Origin of the sequence: Ensifer sp. Root142 (assembly GCF_001426785.1) — a bacterium.
Classification (GTDB): domain Bacteria; phylum Pseudomonadota; class Alphaproteobacteria; order Rhizobiales; family Rhizobiaceae; genus Ensifer; species Ensifer canadensis.
This window is the reverse complement of record NZ_LMFK01000002.1, coordinates 281,128-300,385: the sequence shown is the minus strand read 5'-3', so window position 1 is coordinate 300,385 and position 19,258 is coordinate 281,128. Positions and strand designations below refer to the sequence as shown.

Sequence of the window (19,258 nt, the reverse complement as noted above, 5' to 3'; positions counted from 1 at the left end):
CGTAAGCGCGAATTTCCCCGCACCTTCTGTGATTGAGTGAGCTTTGGCATGAGGTGTCCACCTAAAAGAGGTGGACACCAAATGATGGAAGAAGGTCAAAAACTTGTCGTGCGGCTCGTTGGTCGGAATGGACGACGCCGGTTCGATCCGGCATCGAAAGACCGACTTATCGCGGCCTGYCTTGAACCTGGCGCATCAGTATCGAAACTTGCGCTCCAACATGGGGTCAACGCGAACCTCGTTTGGAAATGGATAAAGAAACATACCCAGGCCCGTCCATTCCCGCCGTCTTCGACATCGGCGTTTATTCCGGTTCAGATCACCGCGGCCAACAGCAAGTTTGCGTTGGAGATGCCTGCCACGGATGGTGAAGAGCAGCGGTCTGCCCCTGAGAGGATGGGCCCGCTATCCTTTCCAGCCAAGGTGAGCGCGTCACTGCCGAACGGTGTGAGCGTGACGGTGGAATGCAATGATGTGGACGCGKTAGCGGCAATAATCGGAGCGTTGGGTCATGTTCAGGCTAGGCGCTGACCTCAAGGTCTACCTGCATCGTGAACCGATTGACTTTCGGGCTGGCWTCAACAGCCTTGCGGTCCTGGTTCAGGAGACGATGGAACTCGATCCATTTGCTCCTGCAGTTTTTGCGTTCTGCAACCGCCGTCGCGACCGGATGAAGCTCCTGTTCTTCGACCGATCGGGSTTTGTGCTGGTCCTGAAGCGGCTGACCGAGGACAAGTTCCGATGGCCGCGCCGTGAGGTGCCGGTCGTCACGCTGACGACCGAGCAGCTCCACTGGGTTCTTGACGGCATTGATATCGATGCGATGGTCCGTCATCCGGTGCGGCAATACACGGTGGCTGGCTGACGGCCGCGARTTGAGCGGTTGACGCGGCRGGGCGGTTCAGATTCAAAACTACGATGAATCGAACCGGCGAACCTGATGTTGCAGAGTTGAAGGCGCAGTTGGCGGCACATGCTGCCGAAATCGCCGCGCTGAAAGCCGAGAAGGAAGCGCTCTCGCAGCGCGTCGTCAAACTCGAGGAAGAGCTGGCGCTTGCACGACTGCATCGTTTTGCGCCGMRSAGCGAAAAGCACGTTGATCGCATCTTCAATGAAGCCGAACAGGTTGCCGATGAGGATGACGCCGGCGGCGAAGATGGCGATGTCGTCGACCTGCCGGACACAGGCTTGCCGCCGGTCGAAGGCACGACGGGAAAGAAGCGCGGCCGCAGACCGCTGCCGGAAAACCTGCCGCGCGAGCGCGTCGAGTATGACCTTCCCGACGATCAGAAGGTGTGCCCTTGCTGCGCCGGCCGGATGCATCGCATGGGCGAGACCGTTACCGAGCAACTTCATATCGAGGTGAAGGCGAAGGTCCTGCAGAATGTGCGGTTCAAATATGCATGCCGTCACTGCGACCGCACCGGGATCAACACGCCTGTCGTGATCGCACCGATGCCGACGCAGCCCCTGCCGGGCAGCATCGCCACGGCCTCGACGCTGGCCTTCGCACTCGTTCACAAATACGTCGACGGCACACCGCTCTACCGTCTGGCGCAGACCTTCGAGCGCGCCGGCGTTCCTGTCAGTCGAGGCGCTCTGGGTCACTGGGTGATCGGCTCGAGCGAAAAGCATCTGCATCGCATCTATGACGCGCTGAAACTGCGGCTCAGGTCGCAACCCCTCATCCATGGCGACGAGACGACCGTTCAGGTCCTGAAGGAAAAGGACAAAGAGGCCACCAGCACATCGTATATGTGGGCCTATCGGAGCGGTGAGGAGAGTGACGAGCCGATCGTGCTTCTCGATTATCAGCCGGGCCGCGGACAGGTTCACCCCCAGACCTTCCTCGGCGATTACCGCGGCATATTGATGAGCGATGGCTACACCGCCTGGCGCACGCTGGATGGCGCGACACATATCGGATGCATGGCCCATTCGAGGCGGCGCTTCGTCGATGCCCTCAAAGCCAGAAAGAAAGGTGGCGGTCCGCCCGAGCAGGCTCTCCGGTTCTTCGAACAACTCTATCGGGTTGAAAGGCAAGCSCGAGACAAGAAGCMTGATGCCGGCGAAACGAAGGCCGACAGCGTTCGCCGATTCCGACAGCAACACAGCATACCCGTCCTGACCGCTCTCAAGGTATGGCTCGACGAAATCGCGCCGAAGGTCTTACCGGACACCAAGCTGGGCGATGCTGTGTCCTACACCCTGAACCAGTGGGATTATCTGACGCGCTACACAGACGATGGCAGGATGCCGATCGACAACAACCTCTTGGAGCGCGACATCAGAGTTTTTGCAACCGGCAGAAAGAGTTGGCTGTTCAGCGATACCACCGACGGAGCCAAGGCCAGYGCCGTCATCTACAGCCTCGTACTGACCTGCCGCGCCTGCGGCGTCGAGCCATTAACGTGGTTGCGCTACGTCCTTACCGAATTGCCTCAACGYGCGGGCGATGCTGATATCGACGACCTGTTGCCCTTCAACTTCGCAAAAACTGCCACCGCCTGACCAGATGCCGTTCCCAACGCCAAGGCGATCCGTCTAATCGTCCGCGTCAATGTGCGGGGAAAATCGCGCTTACGATTGATCACCAATAATTCCATTGTGGAACTGTAGATCATCGAAAGCATATTCTTCACCAAGCGTCGTTAGATAGCGACGATCCAGGTAGCGCACCGCGACATGAAGGTAGATCTCATCTGGCGCCTGCGTGCGATNGAGCCATTAACGTGGTTGCGCTACGTCCTTACCGAATTGCCTCAACGCGCGGGCGATGCTTATATCGACGACCTGTTGCCCTTCAACTTCGCAAAAACTGCCACCGCCTGACCAGATGCCGTTCCCAACGCCAAGGCGATCCGTCTAATCGTCCGCGTCAATGTGCGGGGAAAATCGCGCTTACGATTGATCACCAATAATTCCATTGTGGAACTGTAGATCATCGAAAGCATATTCTTCACCAAGCGTCGTTAGATAGCGACGATCCAGGTAGCGCACCGCGACATGAAGGTAGATCTCATCTGGCGCCTGCGTGCGATTGCCCGTATCAGAAACGATGGGTTTGACACTGATCACCGCCGGCCTTGCATCAATCACCACAAAGTCGCTCTCCCCGATGGAAAGGACTTGTTGCGTGATGCCGCTCTCGTCGCCTGCGGCGAGCCTCAATTTTAAGTTTCTGATCATGGGCATGGCGGCATCGGCGACTTCGTCGAAGGCCTCTGGCCCGCGCCGTTCTGCGCGCCAGAAAGCATAAACGGGGCGCCCGGCCGGTGACAGTACGAAAGCACCATCCTGTCCGAAGTACGTGTGCATCCACCGCCCGAGGTTCATGTCGAGCCATTCCTGGCCTCTCGTTTGGGCGGTTACGGCATCAATGGCGTCGTCCCAGACCGTCACGCTTTCCTGTTCGTGAGCAAGCTCCATCCTCAGTTTTGAGATCACCAACTGGAACAGGCGGGTCTGGCGCGCGGCTGCGACATCATCGGCGCCGCCCGCCGACCAGTACACAGATGCGTAGATCGCAGCCATCAGGAAAGCACCGGCTACGACAGGTAAAACGAGTTTTAGCGCCAGCTGGATTTTTTCAGATCGTGTGAATGCCAACCCCGCATTATTCGATCCTGTCGTCTCAACCAAACTCATTTCCCCATCTCCAAGCAGGGCTGCAGATTATACAAGGCCTGTTAGGTTAATTGAGCGAAACGTGATGGGGTCTCGTCCAAGGTCTGGTCTCCCCGATTCGCATTGACCCGCCATATATCGGCTCACACGGGGTTGAACCAGTACTTATCCCGGGAACGTTTCGGGCTGAACACGGAGGGCGCGAACCCGATCGCGCCCTCCGGTATCGGTTACATCGCATCCATGCCTTTGACCGCATTTCCAAGATGCGATTTGCATTTTTCAATGTCATTTGCCGCCATAGCTTCCTTGGCCATAGTTATCTCTTTTGCCGATTCAATCTTTTTTGCCCCGTCGGGAATTTGACCAAGTCCCTGCTCAAGTTTCATGATTGAAGCTTCGTCGCACACGATGTCCTGCTGGGCCACCGCGGGGGTCACGGCTGCAGCGACGAACACTATTGCGGCTACTGATCGAAGTAACATCGTATTTCTCCTTTGGAATCGGCAAAATGCCGTTTTAAACATCTGTCGAACTCAATAGCGCTCTATGTGTTCCAAGGAGAAATGCTGTTGTGGGGTGGGAACCTCCTGGCCCTTGCGGCGTTGGGTGGCAACCATGTTGTTTCCCGCGTTACCGCGGGTCGAGCCCTCGGAGCGACAAATGATCTATACCGAACTCATATGGTCCACACCGCTTCACATAAACTTGCCGAATGGAAAAGAGCATACGGTTTCGTCGGTCAACGAGGCCTTCGCTCTGGTTCAGGACGGGTGGCCGCGGATTGATGGGGAGCAATATAGGCAGTGCTGCCTCACCTGCCGGGCCGCTCTTAATGGTAGAGCTCCTGCTGCTGTCGCCCGCGAGCACTTCATCGCTGCCTGCCTGGAGGCGGGCGCAAAACTTTCGGCGCTCTCTCCAGTGCCGCCGCGGGTAACCGATGGTACGGCTTTTTCCTCACAGCATAAATGATCAAGGATAGGACGATGGCGAAACCAACGCGGATCGGAGAAACCATACCAAAGGGTGTCATCGACACGGCTTCAGGATCTGTGGGCGAACAAAAACCCATGAGCCAGGCAAAGCAAATTCAGCACTTGCGTAGGGAGCTGGCCGATCTTCGGCAGAAGCTCAAAGAAGCTGGATACGATGTTGATAGACCGTCTGCCCGGGTCGATCCTCGCGTATCAACACTCCTTTTCGGAGCTGCGGCCGCAGCCGCAGCATTTGCCGTGCTGTTGGCTGCGCAACGCAGCCGTTCGGTTCCCTCTCGTTCCTCGGTCATCGGGAATGCAATTCTGGCAGAGATTGCCCGAAAGTGGCCCTCCCACTTAACCCGAGGTGTATTTAGCAGGGCGCCCGGGAACAACTTCAAGCCAACACGGTTGTGGTAGATTCGGCAGCTAGATGTGTGTTCAAGGTTTGGTGCCATGACAGACGATGGAAAAAAGTATCGAATTATAAAACAACTCGCTGAGAGCGAACGAGAAGCCTATTTGCGTCGTTCATCAATACGTTTCTTGGAGTGCGCAGTTCACCTTTGCGCTACCCACATGCCGATAGACGATGTCGCGAATTTACTTGAAGAAGAAGCCGACCAATTAAGGCGATATTTTTAAGACACGGCCGTTGTCTTCGTCGCCGAGTAAAGAAGCGATGGGAAACCGGTGTTTTTCCGATGAGTGCATCTATATTCAAAGCGGGCGACAATGTCTGGAGAACCGAGATCGCGGACAGGATATCGATCCTTGTCGACGCTGCAGATTACTTCAAGCAGGTGCGCAGCGCATTTGAACGCGCTCGAAGGGAGATTTGGATCGTAGGCTGGGACTTTAATCCCGACATCATCCTTGAACCCGGCTCCGAGCGCCCTGAGAGCCTTGCAGAATTACTAGGACGCGTTCTCGCGTCGAACCCAGACCTCGAAGTTCGAATACTCGTCTGGGGTTTTGGCCCGCTCTATTCAGGAAAATCGCTCAAGATATTCCGAAAACAAGGTATTCTTGAACACGAACGGGTCAGAATCGCCTTCGACCTTCGTCATCCGTTTTTTGGCTCCCACCACCAGAAGCTTGTGACTGTGGATGCAAATCTGGCGTTTCTCGGGGGAATCGACCTGACGGCACGGCGTTGGGATAACTGCAGCCACGATCCGGACAACCCCCAGCGCGTGACACCCGATGGCAAGGCCTATGATCCCGTCCACGATGTGCAGGCCGCCGTTCACGGACAAGCGGCACAGATGATCGGCGCGCTGGTGCGCCGGCGCTGGTTCCACGCCACCCGCGAGGTCATCGAGCCTCTTGAAAATCCCGTCACACTCTGGCCACCCGGTCTCGTCGCGGATTTCACCGATTGCAGAATTGCATTGTCCCGCACGGAAGCCCATGGCGATCGCCGGCGGTCGCGTCGTGAATCGATTACCTTGGTACATGACATTCTGCGCGCCGCTCGTAAGCACATATATATAGAAGCTCAGTATCTCGCATCATTCGGTGTCGGCGACATATTGCTGGAACGTCTTTGCGAACAAGAGGGACCTGAGATCGTCATTCTCGTCACCCGGATCTCGCATGGCCTGCTTGAAAAATTGATCATGGGCGACAACCGCGATCGATTGATACGGAAGCTGAAGCGCGCCGACCGCGATGATCGTCTTTGGGTGATGTATCCCGTTGTTCCGGACAACCAGGGGAATGAACGCGAGATTCTCGTCCATTCAAAGGTTCTCGTGGTCGATGATCACTTTCTTCGTGTCGGCTCATCCAACCTCAACCGCCGATCGGAGGGCCTCGATACGGAAGCGGACTTGACGATCGAGGGGTTGACCACTTCCTGTCGGCACTCAGTCATCTCGGTCCGCAATCGGCTGCTCGCCGAGCATCTGGGCACAACCCCTGACGCTGTGCACGATGTCTTCGCGAAGACCAACTCATTGATGGAGACCATCAGGCGCCTTAATAAATCTGCCAGGGGTCTGCGCCACTTCGACATCGACATCACCCGAGGCCCCACCAAAGAAATCGCAGGAACCACGCTCATCGACCCCCGAAAGCCCTTTCACCCGCTTGTCTGGCTGCGTAGCCGCGCCAAGCACGTGATTTCGCGCCTGCTCGGCCTTTGGGCCTGACGTTTGGTCGCCTTTGATCATGAGTTCGCTCAGCCCAAGCAACGGGAGGCCAATCATGATCGGAATGAAATAATAAATCACACGGAATGCAATTACAGCGGCGAGGGAGGTCACGCCCGGAAGAATTTGCACGACCGTGGCTTCAAGCACACCGAGCCCACCAGGCACATGGCTGATAATTGCTGCCACATTGGCAATGATTGAGACGGTGGCAACCTTGAAATAGGCTGCTTGCGTGAAGGCTGAAAGCGTTTGATGCAAGCAGGCGGCAACAAACGCAAAGTTCAACGAGCCGACCACAATCTGGAACGCTGCTAAGTGAAGCGAGGGGAACCTGAAGTTCCTTTGGCGAAACCGCACCGGCCGGCGCAGGGTTGCGGCAAGCATCAGATAGCCGACAGGAACCAGGGCAGCTATGATTGCAACCCCATGGACCGTGCCTTCAGCAATGTGCATCATCGATGCGGCATCGGCTGCGCGCAGGAACAGAGCAAAAGAACCAAGCGTGGAAAGCCCCAGGGCTACCGTTGTCCCGCAAAAGACGACGATAAGAGCGACATCCCCCGTCGTAAGGCCCCATCGCGAATAATACCTGTAGCGCACTGCCGCGCTGCTCAAGGCGGCAACGCCTACATTGTGACCAATGGACAGGCTCACAAACGAGGCTAACATTGTTTGATGGAACGCCAGCGACCTGCCGACGTAGCGAACAGCAAGAGCATCGAAGCATGACAGGCAAAGGTACGAACCGGCGGCGAAACAAAGGGCGAGCGCAACGTTCTTGCCGGGGAGCGTGCCCAGCGCGTCGATGATCTCGGTGAAGGTGTATTCGCGCAGGGTTTGGTAGAGTAGGAAGATCGCTCCGCCAACCGCGACACTAATAGCGATCCTGAAAAGTACGCGCATATCGTTTTAAGTCCTCCGTCCACGATGGGGTGAACGGTAGCAAAGTCGACAGGTTCCATTGGGTCGAAAGTTTCGATTAGGCGAGCAGCGGGCAGTTTTTGGAGTTTGTGGGAGCAAGGTTTCGAGGTGGATCGATGGTGCTCACTATCAACAGGCCAAAACGAGCGTTCGGGAATTGATGTTTTGCAAGCTCAAATCCCTACACGTCACGATCTCGTTTTCGTAGCTGCTTTTCAGCGATATGGAGGCGAAACACGCTGGAACCTTTACGGATACCGACGCTTTTACCCGCGTTGACCGCCCATTCGGAACCCCGCGCATGATCCTTCCTTCCTCCACCTATCGCGTACAGTTTCGCCAAGGCATGGACTTCGCCCGCGCAGCCGAACTGGTCCCACATTTCGTGCGGCTCGGTGTAAGCCATGTCTATGCCTCGCCGCTCACGACAGCGGCAAAAGGGTCCACCCATGGCTATGACGTAATCGATTTCAACGAGATTGATCCATGCCTGGGGGGAAGTGACGGCTTTCAGTACTTTTGCAGTGTCCTGCAACGTCACAACTTGCAAATCCTCCTCGACATCGTGCCCAATCACATGGCCGCCTCGCTCGAGAACGTGTGGTGGCGGGACGTTCTGGCGCAGGGTGAGAAAAGCGCTTACTCCGGCTATTTCGACATTGATTGGAGCCGCCGTCTGACGCTGCCTATCCTCGAGCACGATTTCTCTCGGGAAGTCGGCAAGGGCGCATTTTCTCTTGCAACCGATGGCGATGAAGCAAGCATCAGGTATCGCGACGTTTGCTATCCTTTGACACTGAGCGGCGCCACATCATCCCTCCTGCAGTCGACCCAACTGGATACCTTGTCGCAATCAAACGACTTCATGAGATCGCTGCACGCTGCACAGCCTTGGGAAATGATCCCATGGATGGAGGCAGCTCACCGCCTGTCCTACCGGCGCTTCTTTGAAGTCAGTGACTTGGTTGGACTGCGAATGGATAAGAGAGAGGTATTCGAACACGTCCATCGACTGGTACTGGAGCTGGTGGCAAGTGGGCAAGTGTCGGGTCTGCGGATCGACCATATCGACGGCCTGGTGGACCCGGCGGGTTATTTGGGCTGGTTACGCAACGCCGTTGGACCAGACGTTTTCATCGTCGTGGAAAAAATTCTGGTTGAGGGAGAGCGATTGCCTGCGTGGCCAGTACAGGGAACAACCGGTTACGAATTCATTGCCGCATCGAGCGCGGTTTTTCTTCCGCCCTGTGGTCCTTGCGAACTTGACGAAATCTATCGCAAGATCGCGCCGCAGAACAGTGACATCGACACCGAACGGCGGGCTGCTCAATCGCAGATGGTGCGCAAACATTTCGTCGGTGAGGTCACTCGTCTTGTCAAAATTGCCGAACCTGGGACGGGCCAAGCGCCGGCTTTTAGACAGGCGCTCGAGGAGCTTTTGATCGCTTTTCCGCGCTATAGGACTTACTTCACGGAGAATACCCGCACTCAGGAAGACGATGCGGTGCTTGCTCAGGCAATCGCTGTTGCATCCGACCATGTGAGGGATGCCAGTTCACTATCTGAGGTCAGTCATCTGCTGTCGGCAAGCGGCGGATCAGAAACGTCAATGGCTTTTCTGAATCGTTTCCAGCAGCTGAGCGGTCCCATCGTGGCGAAGGCGGTCGAGGATACACTCCTTTACAGGTATACGCGTTGCCTGGCAGTCAATGAGGTGGGCTGCGACGCCCACGGTGCCCATGGCGGCGTTGAAGAATTTCACCGACGCATGCGGGATCGTCTGGCTCTTCAGCCGGCGGGCCTAACCGCCACCTCCACCCATGACACCAAATGGAGCGAGGATGCCCGCGCAAGGCTATTTACCATCGGGGAGGATGTCGAAGCGTGGTCGTTACAGTTCGACAGATGGGTAACGAGTACAACGCGCTTCCAGACGCCTTTGATCGCACTGAACGTCCAGTGGATGATTTTTCAAGCACTCCTCGCAGTGCTGCCCGTCGATCTTTCCCCCGGTGCGATAAATGGTCTGCAAAAACGGTTCACAGCCTACTTGATAAAAGCGGCGCGCGAGGCAAAGGTCGCTACGTCATGGGAGAGCGTGAATGTAGCCTATGAGGCGCAGCTCTCCGACTACGTATCGGCGTTGCTCGCGACTGATAATGCTACATTCCTGCGGGAGTTTCATGACTTCTGCGAACCTTTTATGCTCGCCGGCCTTGTAAATTCGCTCAGTGTCACCTTGATGAAGTTGACCGTACCAGGGATCCCAGATTTCTATCAGGGGAGCGAATATCTGCAGTACGCGCTCGTTGACCCAGACAACCGGTACCCTCTTCAAACCGGCTATCCGCACACTGGTAAAAATCCATCAGCTCCAGCCACATCTAAGTTTCAGCTGATTGTCAAGGGCCTTCGCCTCAGGTGCATATGGCCGGCATTATTTGCCGAGGGCGACTATGTGCCATTGATCCCGGTTGGGGAGCGAAAAGACCATGTAGTAGCGTTTGCGCGCTGGAACACAGATCACCATGTCATAGCTATCGCCTCGGTGCGGATGCTAAATAACGTTGAACCCGTCACCTTAACGGCCGGAAAAGATTTTTGGGGCGATACGTCAGTATTGCTGCCGAAACGATTTCATCCAGAAAGCATTGACCTCCTGACCGACCGATTGTTTGCTGGCCATACACTCCGCATCGGCTCGCTTCTGTCGAACGGCCCAGTCGCGCTTCTGACTTCCAGCAAAAAGACCTGAACTCAAACAAGCGAATCCGGGTCAGTGGTCTCGATTGGTTGGCTCAAAGAGCCCGCGAGCGATATTCTCGAGCTCTATTGGCTTGTCGCAGAGAACATACCCTTTGAAACGCTCTGGTATGGCGGACGATCCGAACGCGCTCGCAAAGACAAAAGGAATACCGCGTTCCCTGAGACGCTCGGCGACCGGAAAAACTTCGACACCATCGAGCAGGATATCAAGGATTGCGACGTCGATCATCTGCCTGTCGATGAGCACCAGCGCTGCGGTGACTTGCGGAGTCGGACCCACCACGATCGCCCCCAATTGTTCGAGTTGGCGTCGAGTTTCGTCGGCAAGCAGGAACTCGTCCTCAACGACAAGGACACGCTTGCCAGCGAAACTCGAACTCCAAGGCACGGACGTGTTCAACACGGCTCTCCTTTGCGCACAGGGCGTCGATTGTTGTACGCCGCGGCGGGATGGATCAATCCTCCCATCAATCGCTGCCGGCAGCGCGCCTGCGCATGAGTGGAATAGATAGATGTACTCCCCAACCAGTTAAGGCGAAGTTTGTTTCACACGAGCCGATCGGATTTCTTCAACATGCATACGGAGGGAAGTTCATCGCCTTTTATGGGAGGGCCCACAAAACTCCGGTCCGGCCAAATTTCGCGGGTTCGCTGCATTTTTCGCTAGTTCGTATATTGCGACGCTCCGTGGCAACGGCCAAACCCCAAGCGGCGCTGAAGGACAACTGCGCTTACCCAAACTGAAGGTTTCCCTACCTCCTAATTCCAGGCAAACAACCTGCGGCCTGACCAGATGATCAATCCCACGTTAATCGGGATCTGAGTTTGTCATTCCGGCGCCAGGTCGGAACCTTCGGTCATTGAGGTGGTTTACGCACATGCTGGAACACATTGATGCGGCGGGACACTCGGGCGATCGATTGATATGCACTCGGAAAGAAGCGAAACACACGTCGATGCCACGGAACTCGATCGGGCCAGACTAGCTGCGATTGTCGATTCCTCGTTCGATCCGATCATTAGCAAAGACCTCGATGGCACCGTGCGCACCTGGAATAGGGCAGCCGAGCAGCTTTTTGGCTACAGCGCGAATGAAATGATAGGAGCCCCGATCTTCAAGCTTATTCCGCCCCATCTTGAGGAGGAGGAACGCGCGATCCTGGCGCGAGTCAGCCGAGGTGATCGAATTTCGGCATTTGAGACGGTGAGGCAGCTCAAGAATCGGACTTATGTTGCGATCTCGTTGACCGTGTCGCCGATTAGGAACGCTGCGGGCAATATCGTCGGCGCATCTGCTATCGCGCGCGATATAACCGCCATTAAAGATCGTGAACGGCGCATTCGCATTCTTCTGCGCGAGGTCAATCACCGCGTCAAAAACCAGTACTCCATCATCTTGTCTATGATCCGTCAGACCGCACAGGGTAATTACGACAGCCCAACTTTCGAGCGTCATATCACGCAGCGGATAATGGCACTTTCAGCATCACACGACCTAATCGTATCGGCGGATTGGGAAGGTGCCACGATGGCTGATCTTGTCGCCATCCAGCTCAAGCCCTTCGGCCGGGCTGAAGCGCTTATGTTTGTCGGGCCCGCCATCATGCTAACACCAACCGCCGTCGAAAATCTCGGCATGGCGCTCCACGAACTGGCACTAAACTCTGCGCGGCACGGCGTGCTGAGCGGCAAACCTGGAAAGATCGAGATATCGTGGCAGGTTGAAGTGCCCGACAACGTGCCGTCTTTCAGAGTGTGTTGGGACGAACAAACATTGGGACAGTTCCCGTCTTCAGGGGAACTCCGTTCCGGGTTCGGCTCCGTCGTTCTCAGGAGAGTTGCACCGCAGGCGCTCAACTCCGTCGCCGAGGTTGTCTACGAAAAGTCCCGATTTCTCTGGTCCCTGCATGGGCAACTGGGCGGCTTCACTTTGAAAGGTAACCCGCTTGCCGACTGAACTTTCTGGCAAATCCTTAGCGTTAGATTCGAGCGCGAAAGCGATATCCGCGTGCTTTGGACGCCCTTGCATTTTGCCCGAGCTACAAACCGCAGAAAGACGAAAAGGTTCTGTCGAATGTCCGATGACGATAAATCTTCGTACCGTTCCCATCCATCAACAGAGTCGCAATCAGCTTAGCGGTCCCTTATGGGATCTTCAATGCCAGATGGCGCACGACACCTTCCTCGATTTCACGACACGCGACGTCGTAGTCCCTTAGGAGATTGGTCGGCACCCCTCTTTGCTCGCAATTCAGCGCGGAAGATGGCCGCTTGGGCGTAAGCCACGCATAATTGTTTGGGCGGGGAAGTCGACACGCTCATCAGGGCACCGCGCCGGTCGGGTACACGCGCCTCTCGGTCTTCAACCGGCAATCTCGGACCGGAGCTGAAGCCGCAACTATGAGGTGCGTCGAGAGCGCGAGCATCAGCATCCAGTCCGGTGGGCGCTTCACAAAAGGCCCCCAACCGCGCAGATCCCGGAACCCTTTGGCGAGCTGAGGGTTGAGCGTGGAGCGGTGATCTTGCTGACAATCTTTGAACCAAGCGAACGAGGCTTCACCAAATGTCGCTGAATGCAATCGCCCTGAATTGTACCCTGAAAACAAAGCCGTCAGACGGCTCCTCAACCGAACGCATGCTATCACTGATTGCCGACGAACTGAAAAAAGAGGGCGTCGAGACAGAAACCATCCGGCTCGCCGAACATGCCATTCTGCCTGGAGTAAAATCTGACGAGGGCAAAGGTGATGAATGGCCGCAGATTCGCGAAAAGATCCTATCCGCCGAAATACTAATCGTGGGAACGCCTATATGGCTCGGACAGCCCTCGAGCGTGGCCAAGCGGGCACTTGAGCGCATGGATGCGTTTTTGGACGAGACTGACGAGCAGGGACGTATGGTGTCCTATGGGCGTGTCGCAGCCGTGGCAGTCGTCGGCAACGAAGACGGAGCTCACCATGTTTCGGCTGAGCTGTTCCAAGCGTTGAACGATGTCGGTTTTACGATTCCGGCGAATGCTGTCTGCTACTGGGTCGGCGAAGCCATGGGTAGCCAAAACTTCATAGACCTGAAGCAAGTTCCAGAGACCGTGCAAACGATGGCGGGCATGCTGGCGCGCAACACTAGCCATCTTGCTCGTTTGCTGTCCAATGCACGTTACCCCGGCGAAGGCGACTGAGCCCGCCTGCGGATATGCCCCGGCGTTCTAACGCCATAAATCGTATGAGGATGTGCAAATGCTGCAACAGAGACCCCACCACCCAGTCGTCGTCATCACTGGCGCATCATCCGGCATTGGACAGGCGACCGCTGAAGAATTTGCTCGCCGCGGTGCACGATTGGTGATCGCGGCGCGCAACGCATCAGCACTCCATTCTGTGGCCGCGCGCTGCCGGGAACTGGGCGCCGAAGTTTTAGTTGTACCCACCGATGTCACCAAGGCGGATGAGGTGCGCGAGCTCGCACAGAAGGCTCTAAGCTTTGGCGAAATCGATGTCTGGTTTAGCAACGCGGGCGTCGGTGCGGTGGGAAAATTTGACGAGACGCCGCAGGAAGCCCATGAGCAGGTGATCCGAACGAACCTCATCGGGCATCTCAACGACGCCCATGCGGTCGTACCAATTTTCAAGCGCCAGAAGCATGGTACATTCATCAATATGATCTCGCTCAGCGGGTTCGCCTCAGCGCCTTATGCTGCTGCTTACTCCGCCAGCAAATTCGGACTCAAAGGGTTTACCGAAGCGCTGAGAGCCGAGTTAACGCCCTATCGCGACATCCATATCTGCGACGTCTATCCGACGTTTCTCGACACCCCTGGAATCGCGCACAGCGCTAACTATACGGGACGCGCGCTGACCGTACCTCCACCTGTCTATGATCCACGAAAAGCCGCTCGCTCGATCGTGCGACTTGCAAATCATCCGCGCGCTTCCTTGACTCTCGGCAGTGCCGCCAGATTGGCGCGGCTTGGCCACTTTTTGGCTCCCAACAGTACGGCACGAATAATGGCCGGTATCCTTGCCAGATATCTGAAGGGCGCACCTCGCACAGAGGTAAGCCATGGCAACTTGTTTCGCTCTGCCGCAAATCCAGGCGGCGCGGAAGGCGGCCTGCGAGCAAGCAGGCCGCTACCCACCTCCGCTATTCTCACATTCGTAGTCATCGGGTTTGCAGCGATCGCCTTGGCTCGGACACGTCGCTGATCAACCGCCACAGTGGCGAGATCGATGCTCGCCGCGAAGCCGCGCGTCAGCACGCTGACACTTACATCGTTAAGACAGACCTTGACGACGCCGAACAGCGGGAGGCGGCGCCCGGAACCCGAGAACAACCCTTTAAGATATGAGGGCGCCTCAGTCAAAAATGGCGCCCTTTGCGCCCTCGTATTCCCGCGCTAATCGCATCACCGCAGGGCCGACCTCCTCGCTGTCCCAGCCGGCGGATTTCGCGGCTTCGATAACGAAAGCCAAAGCAGTATCCTTTTCTAGGCTGTCCATGTTTCCGTTTAATGCAGCAACGAGAGCTTCAGGCTCGGCGGTCGCGATATCAGCCACCAAGGGCCTAAGTGCCGCCGTACAGTCGGCCTCCCGACCCTCGTACTGGTCGGGTTCACGCGGCGACGAGATCTGGTGAGATAGCGACATTGTGGTCTCCCTATGGTCAATAATCGAAATTTTCCTAGAAACCTTAGTTCTGCCCAATAGTTCCGAACTCCGCACCATTCTCGCACTCCAGTTTACCTGCGTCGACCGCCCCTGGCACTGCGTAAACCACCACAGCGCACATTCGCTCAAGGTGGTTATCGAGAAGCCGTCGATCCCGTTGGGCAAAGCGCAAAGACGGAGCCGGATTACGCGGAACAGGCCTCTACTCATCCCCAATGAAACCACTTCACCGAGAGCCACCTCGCGGCGATGCGCGAGTGACGGCAGTGGAGACGCTATCCCTTGTGTACTTAAATTTACCGCGAATGGACGAGTTGAAGAAGCGGCCTTTGGCGAATGCGAGCTTAAATTGTTCCGCGATTTCCGGCGGAACATCGCGGTAATCATACCGGTTCCCGGACGGCAAGAGCCATATCGACAATATCTTGCTGGCCGGATCATAATTGAACTTGTCGATGAGGGAGGAAGGCATCGCGTTCTCAGGTTCTGATTGAAAGTCTCGCTGCACTAACGAGAACGCCCGGCACCGACGGTCCGTTCCCTCAACCGGGCCTAGTCTTGGCATGCGAAGCGCGAGCGCGTATTGTGATTTAGTGGCGCCATGTGAGCGCGACCGATATAGGCGACTTTTATGGCACCTCAAAAAAAAGGCAGCGCCGGTGGTGAGGATTTTTCCTCCCCCCTCCTTGAGGACGAGGACCAAGGTACCGCCAACCTGTTGATCGATGATTCGCCGGATAGCTTGCTGGTGCTGGCGAACCGGCTGCAGAAAGCACTCGACGCGCGAAGTAGCTCTGCAGGCTTAAAGAACCTAAGTCGCGTTAAGAAGCATTAAGCTTCGGGCGCCTTGAGGAGGAAACACCGCATGCCAACCCGCCAACCGTTGCGCGTTTTGGTCGCGGAAGACGAATATTTGCTTGCCGACGACATCGCATCCTGGCTCGAGCGGGCTGGCGCAACTGTTATTGGACCATTGCCCTCGGTTGAGCGAACACTGAAAAGCTTGAGTGCAACCCCCCAGATCGATGTCGCGGTTCTCGACATAAGCTTGAATGGCGAATTGATATATCCGGTGGCTGACGAACTCGCCAGGCGGGCCGTTCCGGTGGTTTTTTTTACCGGCTACGATGAAATAGACGTTCCAGAGCGATTTTCGACGGCTCTAACGGTGAGCAAGACGGCGGGTGTGAGCGATCTTCTGAATGCAGTGTTTGAGCAACGGTTAAAAACGATGTCTGGCCTGACGCCGACGAGGCCCGAAGCGCCAGAAGAGCGCGTTCTCGAGCTTGTGCCTGGGCTTCGATTGCGGGCACGGCTTTTGCTTCCGACGCCGTGGGCTGCGGATCGACTTGTGGAGAGGACGCTTGAAAAGGCGATCGCAGAGGTTTCATGCAGGATTGACGGGCAGCCTCTGGATGCGTGGCTGCACCAGATTATGCTCTCTATCTTTGCAGAAGCACCATTCGGGCCAAACTAGCGCTACGGACAGGCGACCGCCGCGACAAGATTTGTTGACAACGGGCTTAGCCCTTCGAAAACAACAATCTCAAGGCCTTATGCTGGAATGTTGCTAAGAGGCAGGAGACCGTGCGACTGACCCGAGCGAGACTCTTGGCCGCCGGTCTTTGGTCTCGATCCGACAACTTCTGCCCCCGCGGACACCGTTCGCCGTGATAGCTCTCGATCCCGCCCGCAATCAGGGGTAGTTCCCGATGTTCGCGTTCCTCGCGACTGTGGTTCGTGATCGCGGTTCCAATCGTTAAGTTGCTTAGGCCGTTTGGCGCAGTTCTGCGTTTTCGTTCAAGAGCCGCGAATATATCTCGCAGTACTGTTCGGCACTGCGTTCCCACGAGCAGTCGGTCTTCATAGCCTGTCGTCGGAGGCGTTCCCACGTGCGATGCCGCCGGTAGAGCTTGACGGCCCTTCGCAGGGCGTGCCTAAGGCCTTGATGGTCTATGGGAAGAAACTGAATGCCGGTTGCCGCTTGCGCATGCACGGCTGCATCATTAGCGTCGATGATGGTTTCGGACAGGCCGCCTGTGCGCGCGACGATGGGTATGCAGCCATATCTAAGCGCGTACAACTGCGTCAATCCGCAGGGCTCGAACCGAGAAGGGACGAGCATCGCGTCGGCTCCAGCATGGATTAAGTGTGCCAGGCTCTCGTCATACCCAATCTTGACAGAAACATGTTGGGGATACCGTTCGGCCGCCTCCAGGAACTTCCCCTCAATGTGTGGGTCGCCTTGACCATGCACAACCAGCATCCCGTCTTTCCAAAAAAATTCGTCGGCAACGTCTGCAAGCAAATCCATGCCTTTCTGCCAGGTCAGACGATTGACGCTTGCAAAGACCGGGCCGTGCCGGTGAGGCAGCCCGAACCGATCAAGCAGGTCGTAGCGATTGCCAAGCCTCCTGAGCGGCGTGCGTGCTGAAAATGGGTAGTTCAGGTGCGGATCACAGGATGGATCCCATACTTCAAGGTCAATTCCATTGACTATTCCGATCACGTCGTCATGCCGGGCGTTCATCACGCCATCCAAGCCCATCCCGCCTTCCGGTGACATGATTTCACGGGCGTAGGTCGGACTTACAACTGTTATTTTGTCCGCAGCTATCAAGCCAGCCTTGAGGTATCCCAGTTCTCCATAATACTCGAGCGCCTCTGAATAGGATTGAGCGGGGAGGCCGAGGCGGGGGAAATGGCGGGCCGGGAATTGCCCCTGAAACGCAAGGTTATGAACCGTCAACACACGAGGCACTTCGAAGTGTTCGCCATACTTCAGATAGGCAAGTGTTAGCGCCGAGTGCCAATCATGGGCGTGGATGAGACAAGGCTTCCATTCCTTCACCCCGCTCCCTCCCACCTCGCTGGCGGCCTTCGAAAACGCAGCAAACCGCTTCCAATTATCGTGATGCTCTTCCCCGTACTCGTTAAGATAGGGGCCGCCGGGCCGGTCGAAGAACTCGGGAGCGTCGAGAATAAGAAGATCTAGACCGGCCGCCTGCGCAGCCAGAAGTCTGGCTTGTACACCGAATAGATCGTCGTAGGTCTTGACCAATCTAGCGCTCGGCAGAGCGCGCATTACTGCCCGGTATCCCGGAATAAGGGTTTTAACACGGACGCCAAACTTTTTCAGTGCTTTGGGTAACGAGCCCGTCACGTCCGCGAGGCCACCGGTCTTGATTAAGGGAAATACCTCAGCCGTCACCGCCAAAATATCCATCGAAGTCATCCCTTCAATGTCTGACCACTCCGACTTCCAACACTGCGCCGGGGTGGATGTTCCGCGCAAAAAACTCCGACGGAGAAGATTCTGAAAACGGAACAATCGGGGGGTGACGGGTTGTTCAAAGGCGAGAATTCTCAGCGGATCAATTCATCGCAGCGCTGCCCAAAGAGATCGCGCGACTGCGCCGCTGGCCGTAAGGGGTTGGTTCTGTCGCCACTGACGAGTTGGAGCTCACCGCCGTGCGAACTCGAATGCTCAAATCACTTTGGATGCGCGGACTGCGCGACGACGAGGGTGGCTGACGCAGCCAACGGGACGCAAGCGGACCGACCCTTGCTCCGCGAAAGGCGGGGGCTTCAAGGAGGAGGGCTAATAAAATGCCCATTACCCTGATTGTTGCAAAGCAAACGAACAACCGCGGGAGGTCGGGGCAAGGCGGACAGTGCAAAAAAATCGGCCGATTGAACCCTTACGCGCGCCCGAAAGAGAAATTCAAGGAACATGTGCGGATGGATGATCCCGACTGTCTATTTTGGCGCGGTATTTGGATGACAGTTTTCTAACCGCATGGAACTTTCTTCCCCGCTGCCTGTTCGCTGCCAAGGGAGCCGACTTATGCAAGCAGGCGAAAACCTACAACTTCACTTTGACGTGTTAAGCCGCCGCGCCTTGCTGTAGTGCGGATCTAGGGACTATGTGTTGCCCGATCAGTATCCCGACCGAGATGCCGCAAGGCGGGCAGCTCAGAAATTCGCCTGGGAGGCCCTGGGCTACAAGACCAAGAATGAGCAGTTTCTTGATTGCTCGCAGTTACCAGTTTGGCTGCGGTGAGGCCGCGAGCAGAATCTGTGGGGCGCCGTGGTAGGCACCACAGCGCCGCGTCGTTGCCGAAAGCTTGCCTGGGGCACCCAGCGA

General features: G+C 56.4%; 18 protein-coding genes and 1 pseudogene. 12 read left to right on the top strand and 7 right to left on the bottom strand.

Annotated features, from left to right (window positions below):
• Positions 1–81 precede the first annotated feature (81 nt).
• The 3 genes from ASD52_RS06385 to ASD52_RS06375 are packed head-to-tail and all read left to right on the top strand — an operon-like array spanning position 82 to position 2,511.
• Complete coding sequence (locus ASD52_RS06385) at positions 82–531, top strand: transposase (RefSeq protein WP_057223677.1); 450 nt, start codon at positions 82–84, stop codon at positions 529–531.
• Positions 512–865: an IS66 family insertion sequence element accessory protein TnpB gene (tnpB, locus tag ASD52_RS06380; RefSeq protein ID WP_057223674.1), complete on the top strand. Its 354-nt coding sequence runs from the start codon at positions 512–514 to the stop codon at positions 863–865. The genes ASD52_RS06385 and tnpB overlap by 20 nt, the downstream gene beginning before the upstream one ends.
• A gap of 53 nt (positions 866–918) precedes the next feature.
• Positions 919–2,511 (top strand): IS66 family transposase, encoded by a 1,593-nt coding sequence (locus ASD52_RS06375; RefSeq protein WP_057223673.1) that lies wholly within the window; start codon positions 919–921, stop codon positions 2,509–2,511.
• Positions 2,512–2,901: 390 nt separating this feature from the next.
• Here ASD52_RS06375 and ASD52_RS06370 read toward each other — a convergent pair whose 3' ends face one another.
• Entirely contained in the window at positions 2,902–3,648 is a 747-nt protein-coding gene (locus ASD52_RS06370) for a CHASE4 domain-containing protein (protein ID WP_057223671.1), read from the bottom strand.
• A 209-nt stretch (positions 3,649–3,857) separates the two neighbouring features.
• Positions 3,858–4,112, bottom strand: coding sequence for a hypothetical protein (locus ASD52_RS06365; RefSeq protein WP_057205430.1), 255 nt, complete (start codon positions 4,110–4,112; stop codon positions 3,858–3,860).
• A 178-nt stretch (positions 4,113–4,290) separates the two neighbouring features.
• Between ASD52_RS06365 and ASD52_RS36990 the strand changes: the two genes are divergently transcribed.
• Together ASD52_RS36990 and ASD52_RS36980 are read left to right on the top strand one after the other, a co-directional pair.
• Positions 4,291–4,599 carry a DUF982 domain-containing protein gene (locus tag ASD52_RS36990; protein WP_156612931.1) on the top strand — a complete coding sequence of 103 codons (309 nt, stop codon included), beginning with the start codon at positions 4,291–4,293 and terminating at the stop codon, positions 4,597–4,599.
• A gap of 706 nt (positions 4,600–5,305) precedes the next feature.
• Entirely contained in the window at positions 5,306–6,757 is a 1,452-nt protein-coding gene (locus ASD52_RS36980) for a phospholipase D-like domain-containing protein (protein WP_082571746.1), read from the top strand.
• A 60-nt stretch (positions 6,758–6,817) separates the two neighbouring features.
• Here ASD52_RS36980 and ASD52_RS39815 read toward each other — a convergent pair.
• Positions 6,818–7,663 (bottom strand): annotated as a pseudogene (locus tag ASD52_RS39815) (lysylphosphatidylglycerol synthase domain-containing protein); the annotation flags it as partial.
• A 319-nt stretch (positions 7,664–7,982) separates the two neighbouring features.
• On the opposite strand from ASD52_RS39815, the gene treY reads away from it, so the two are divergent.
• Complete coding sequence (gene treY, locus ASD52_RS06345) at positions 7,983–10,436, top strand: malto-oligosyltrehalose synthase (RefSeq protein WP_057223663.1); 2,454 nt, start codon at positions 7,983–7,985, stop codon at positions 10,434–10,436.
• A 21-nt stretch (positions 10,437–10,457) separates the two neighbouring features.
• On the opposite strand, the gene ASD52_RS06340 is transcribed toward treY, so the two are convergent.
• On the bottom strand, positions 10,458–10,847 hold the full coding sequence (locus tag ASD52_RS06340; RefSeq protein ID WP_210265405.1) for a response regulator: 390 nt from the start codon (positions 10,845–10,847) through the stop codon (positions 10,458–10,460).
• A gap of 525 nt (positions 10,848–11,372) precedes the next feature.
• On the opposite strand from ASD52_RS06340, the gene ASD52_RS06335 reads away from it, so the two are divergent.
• The 3 genes from ASD52_RS06335 to ASD52_RS06325 all read left to right on the top strand — a co-directional run bounded on the left by ASD52_RS06335 (position 11,373) and on the right by ASD52_RS06325 (position 14,649).
• A complete protein-coding gene (locus ASD52_RS06335; protein WP_057223661.1) occupies positions 11,373–12,404 on the top strand; it encodes a PAS domain S-box protein in 1,032 nt (343 codons plus the stop codon).
• Positions 12,405–13,010: 606 nt separating this feature from the next.
• Positions 13,011–13,625 (top strand): NAD(P)H-dependent oxidoreductase, encoded by a 615-nt coding sequence (locus tag ASD52_RS06330; protein WP_057223659.1) that lies wholly within the window; start codon positions 13,011–13,013, stop codon positions 13,623–13,625.
• Between the two features lie 58 nt (positions 13,626–13,683).
• A complete protein-coding gene (locus ASD52_RS06325) occupies positions 13,684–14,649 on the top strand; it encodes an SDR family oxidoreductase (protein WP_057223657.1) in 966 nt (321 codons plus the stop codon).
• A gap of 150 nt (positions 14,650–14,799) precedes the next feature.
• Here ASD52_RS06325 and ASD52_RS06320 read toward each other — a convergent pair whose 3' ends face one another.
• Positions 14,800–15,090: a hypothetical protein gene (locus tag ASD52_RS06320; protein ID WP_057223704.1), complete on the bottom strand. Its 291-nt coding sequence runs from the start codon at positions 15,088–15,090 to the stop codon at positions 14,800–14,802.
• A 247-nt stretch (positions 15,091–15,337) separates the two neighbouring features.
• Positions 15,338–15,583 carry a KTSC domain-containing protein gene (locus ASD52_RS06315; RefSeq protein ID WP_057223655.1) on the bottom strand — a complete coding sequence of 82 codons (246 nt, stop codon included), beginning with the start codon at positions 15,581–15,583 and terminating at the stop codon, positions 15,338–15,340.
• Positions 15,584–15,742: 159 nt separating this feature from the next.
• Between ASD52_RS06315 and ASD52_RS06310 the strand changes: the two genes are divergently transcribed.
• Both ASD52_RS06310 and ASD52_RS06305 read left to right on the top strand, forming a co-directional pair.
• Complete coding sequence (locus ASD52_RS06310; RefSeq protein ID WP_057223654.1) at positions 15,743–15,946, top strand: hypothetical protein; 204 nt, start codon at positions 15,743–15,745, stop codon at positions 15,944–15,946.
• Between the two features lie 30 nt (positions 15,947–15,976).
• The gene (locus ASD52_RS06305) at positions 15,977–16,588 is read left to right on the top strand and encodes a response regulator (protein WP_057223652.1); all 612 of its coding nucleotides are present in this window, start codon (positions 15,977–15,979) and stop codon (positions 16,586–16,588) included.
• Positions 16,589–16,879: 291 nt separating this feature from the next.
• On the opposite strand, the gene glgA is transcribed toward ASD52_RS06305, so the two are convergent.
• A complete protein-coding gene (gene glgA / locus ASD52_RS06300) occupies positions 16,880–18,337 on the bottom strand; it encodes a glycogen synthase GlgA (protein ID WP_057223650.1) in 1,458 nt (485 codons plus the stop codon).
• A gap of 383 nt (positions 18,338–18,720) precedes the next feature.
• Here glgA and ASD52_RS06295 point away from each other — a divergent pair, with 383 nt between their 5' ends.
• Entirely contained in the window at positions 18,721–18,906 is a 186-nt protein-coding gene (locus ASD52_RS06295) for a hypothetical protein (protein ID WP_057223649.1), read from the top strand.
• Positions 18,907–19,258 lie beyond the last annotated feature (352 nt).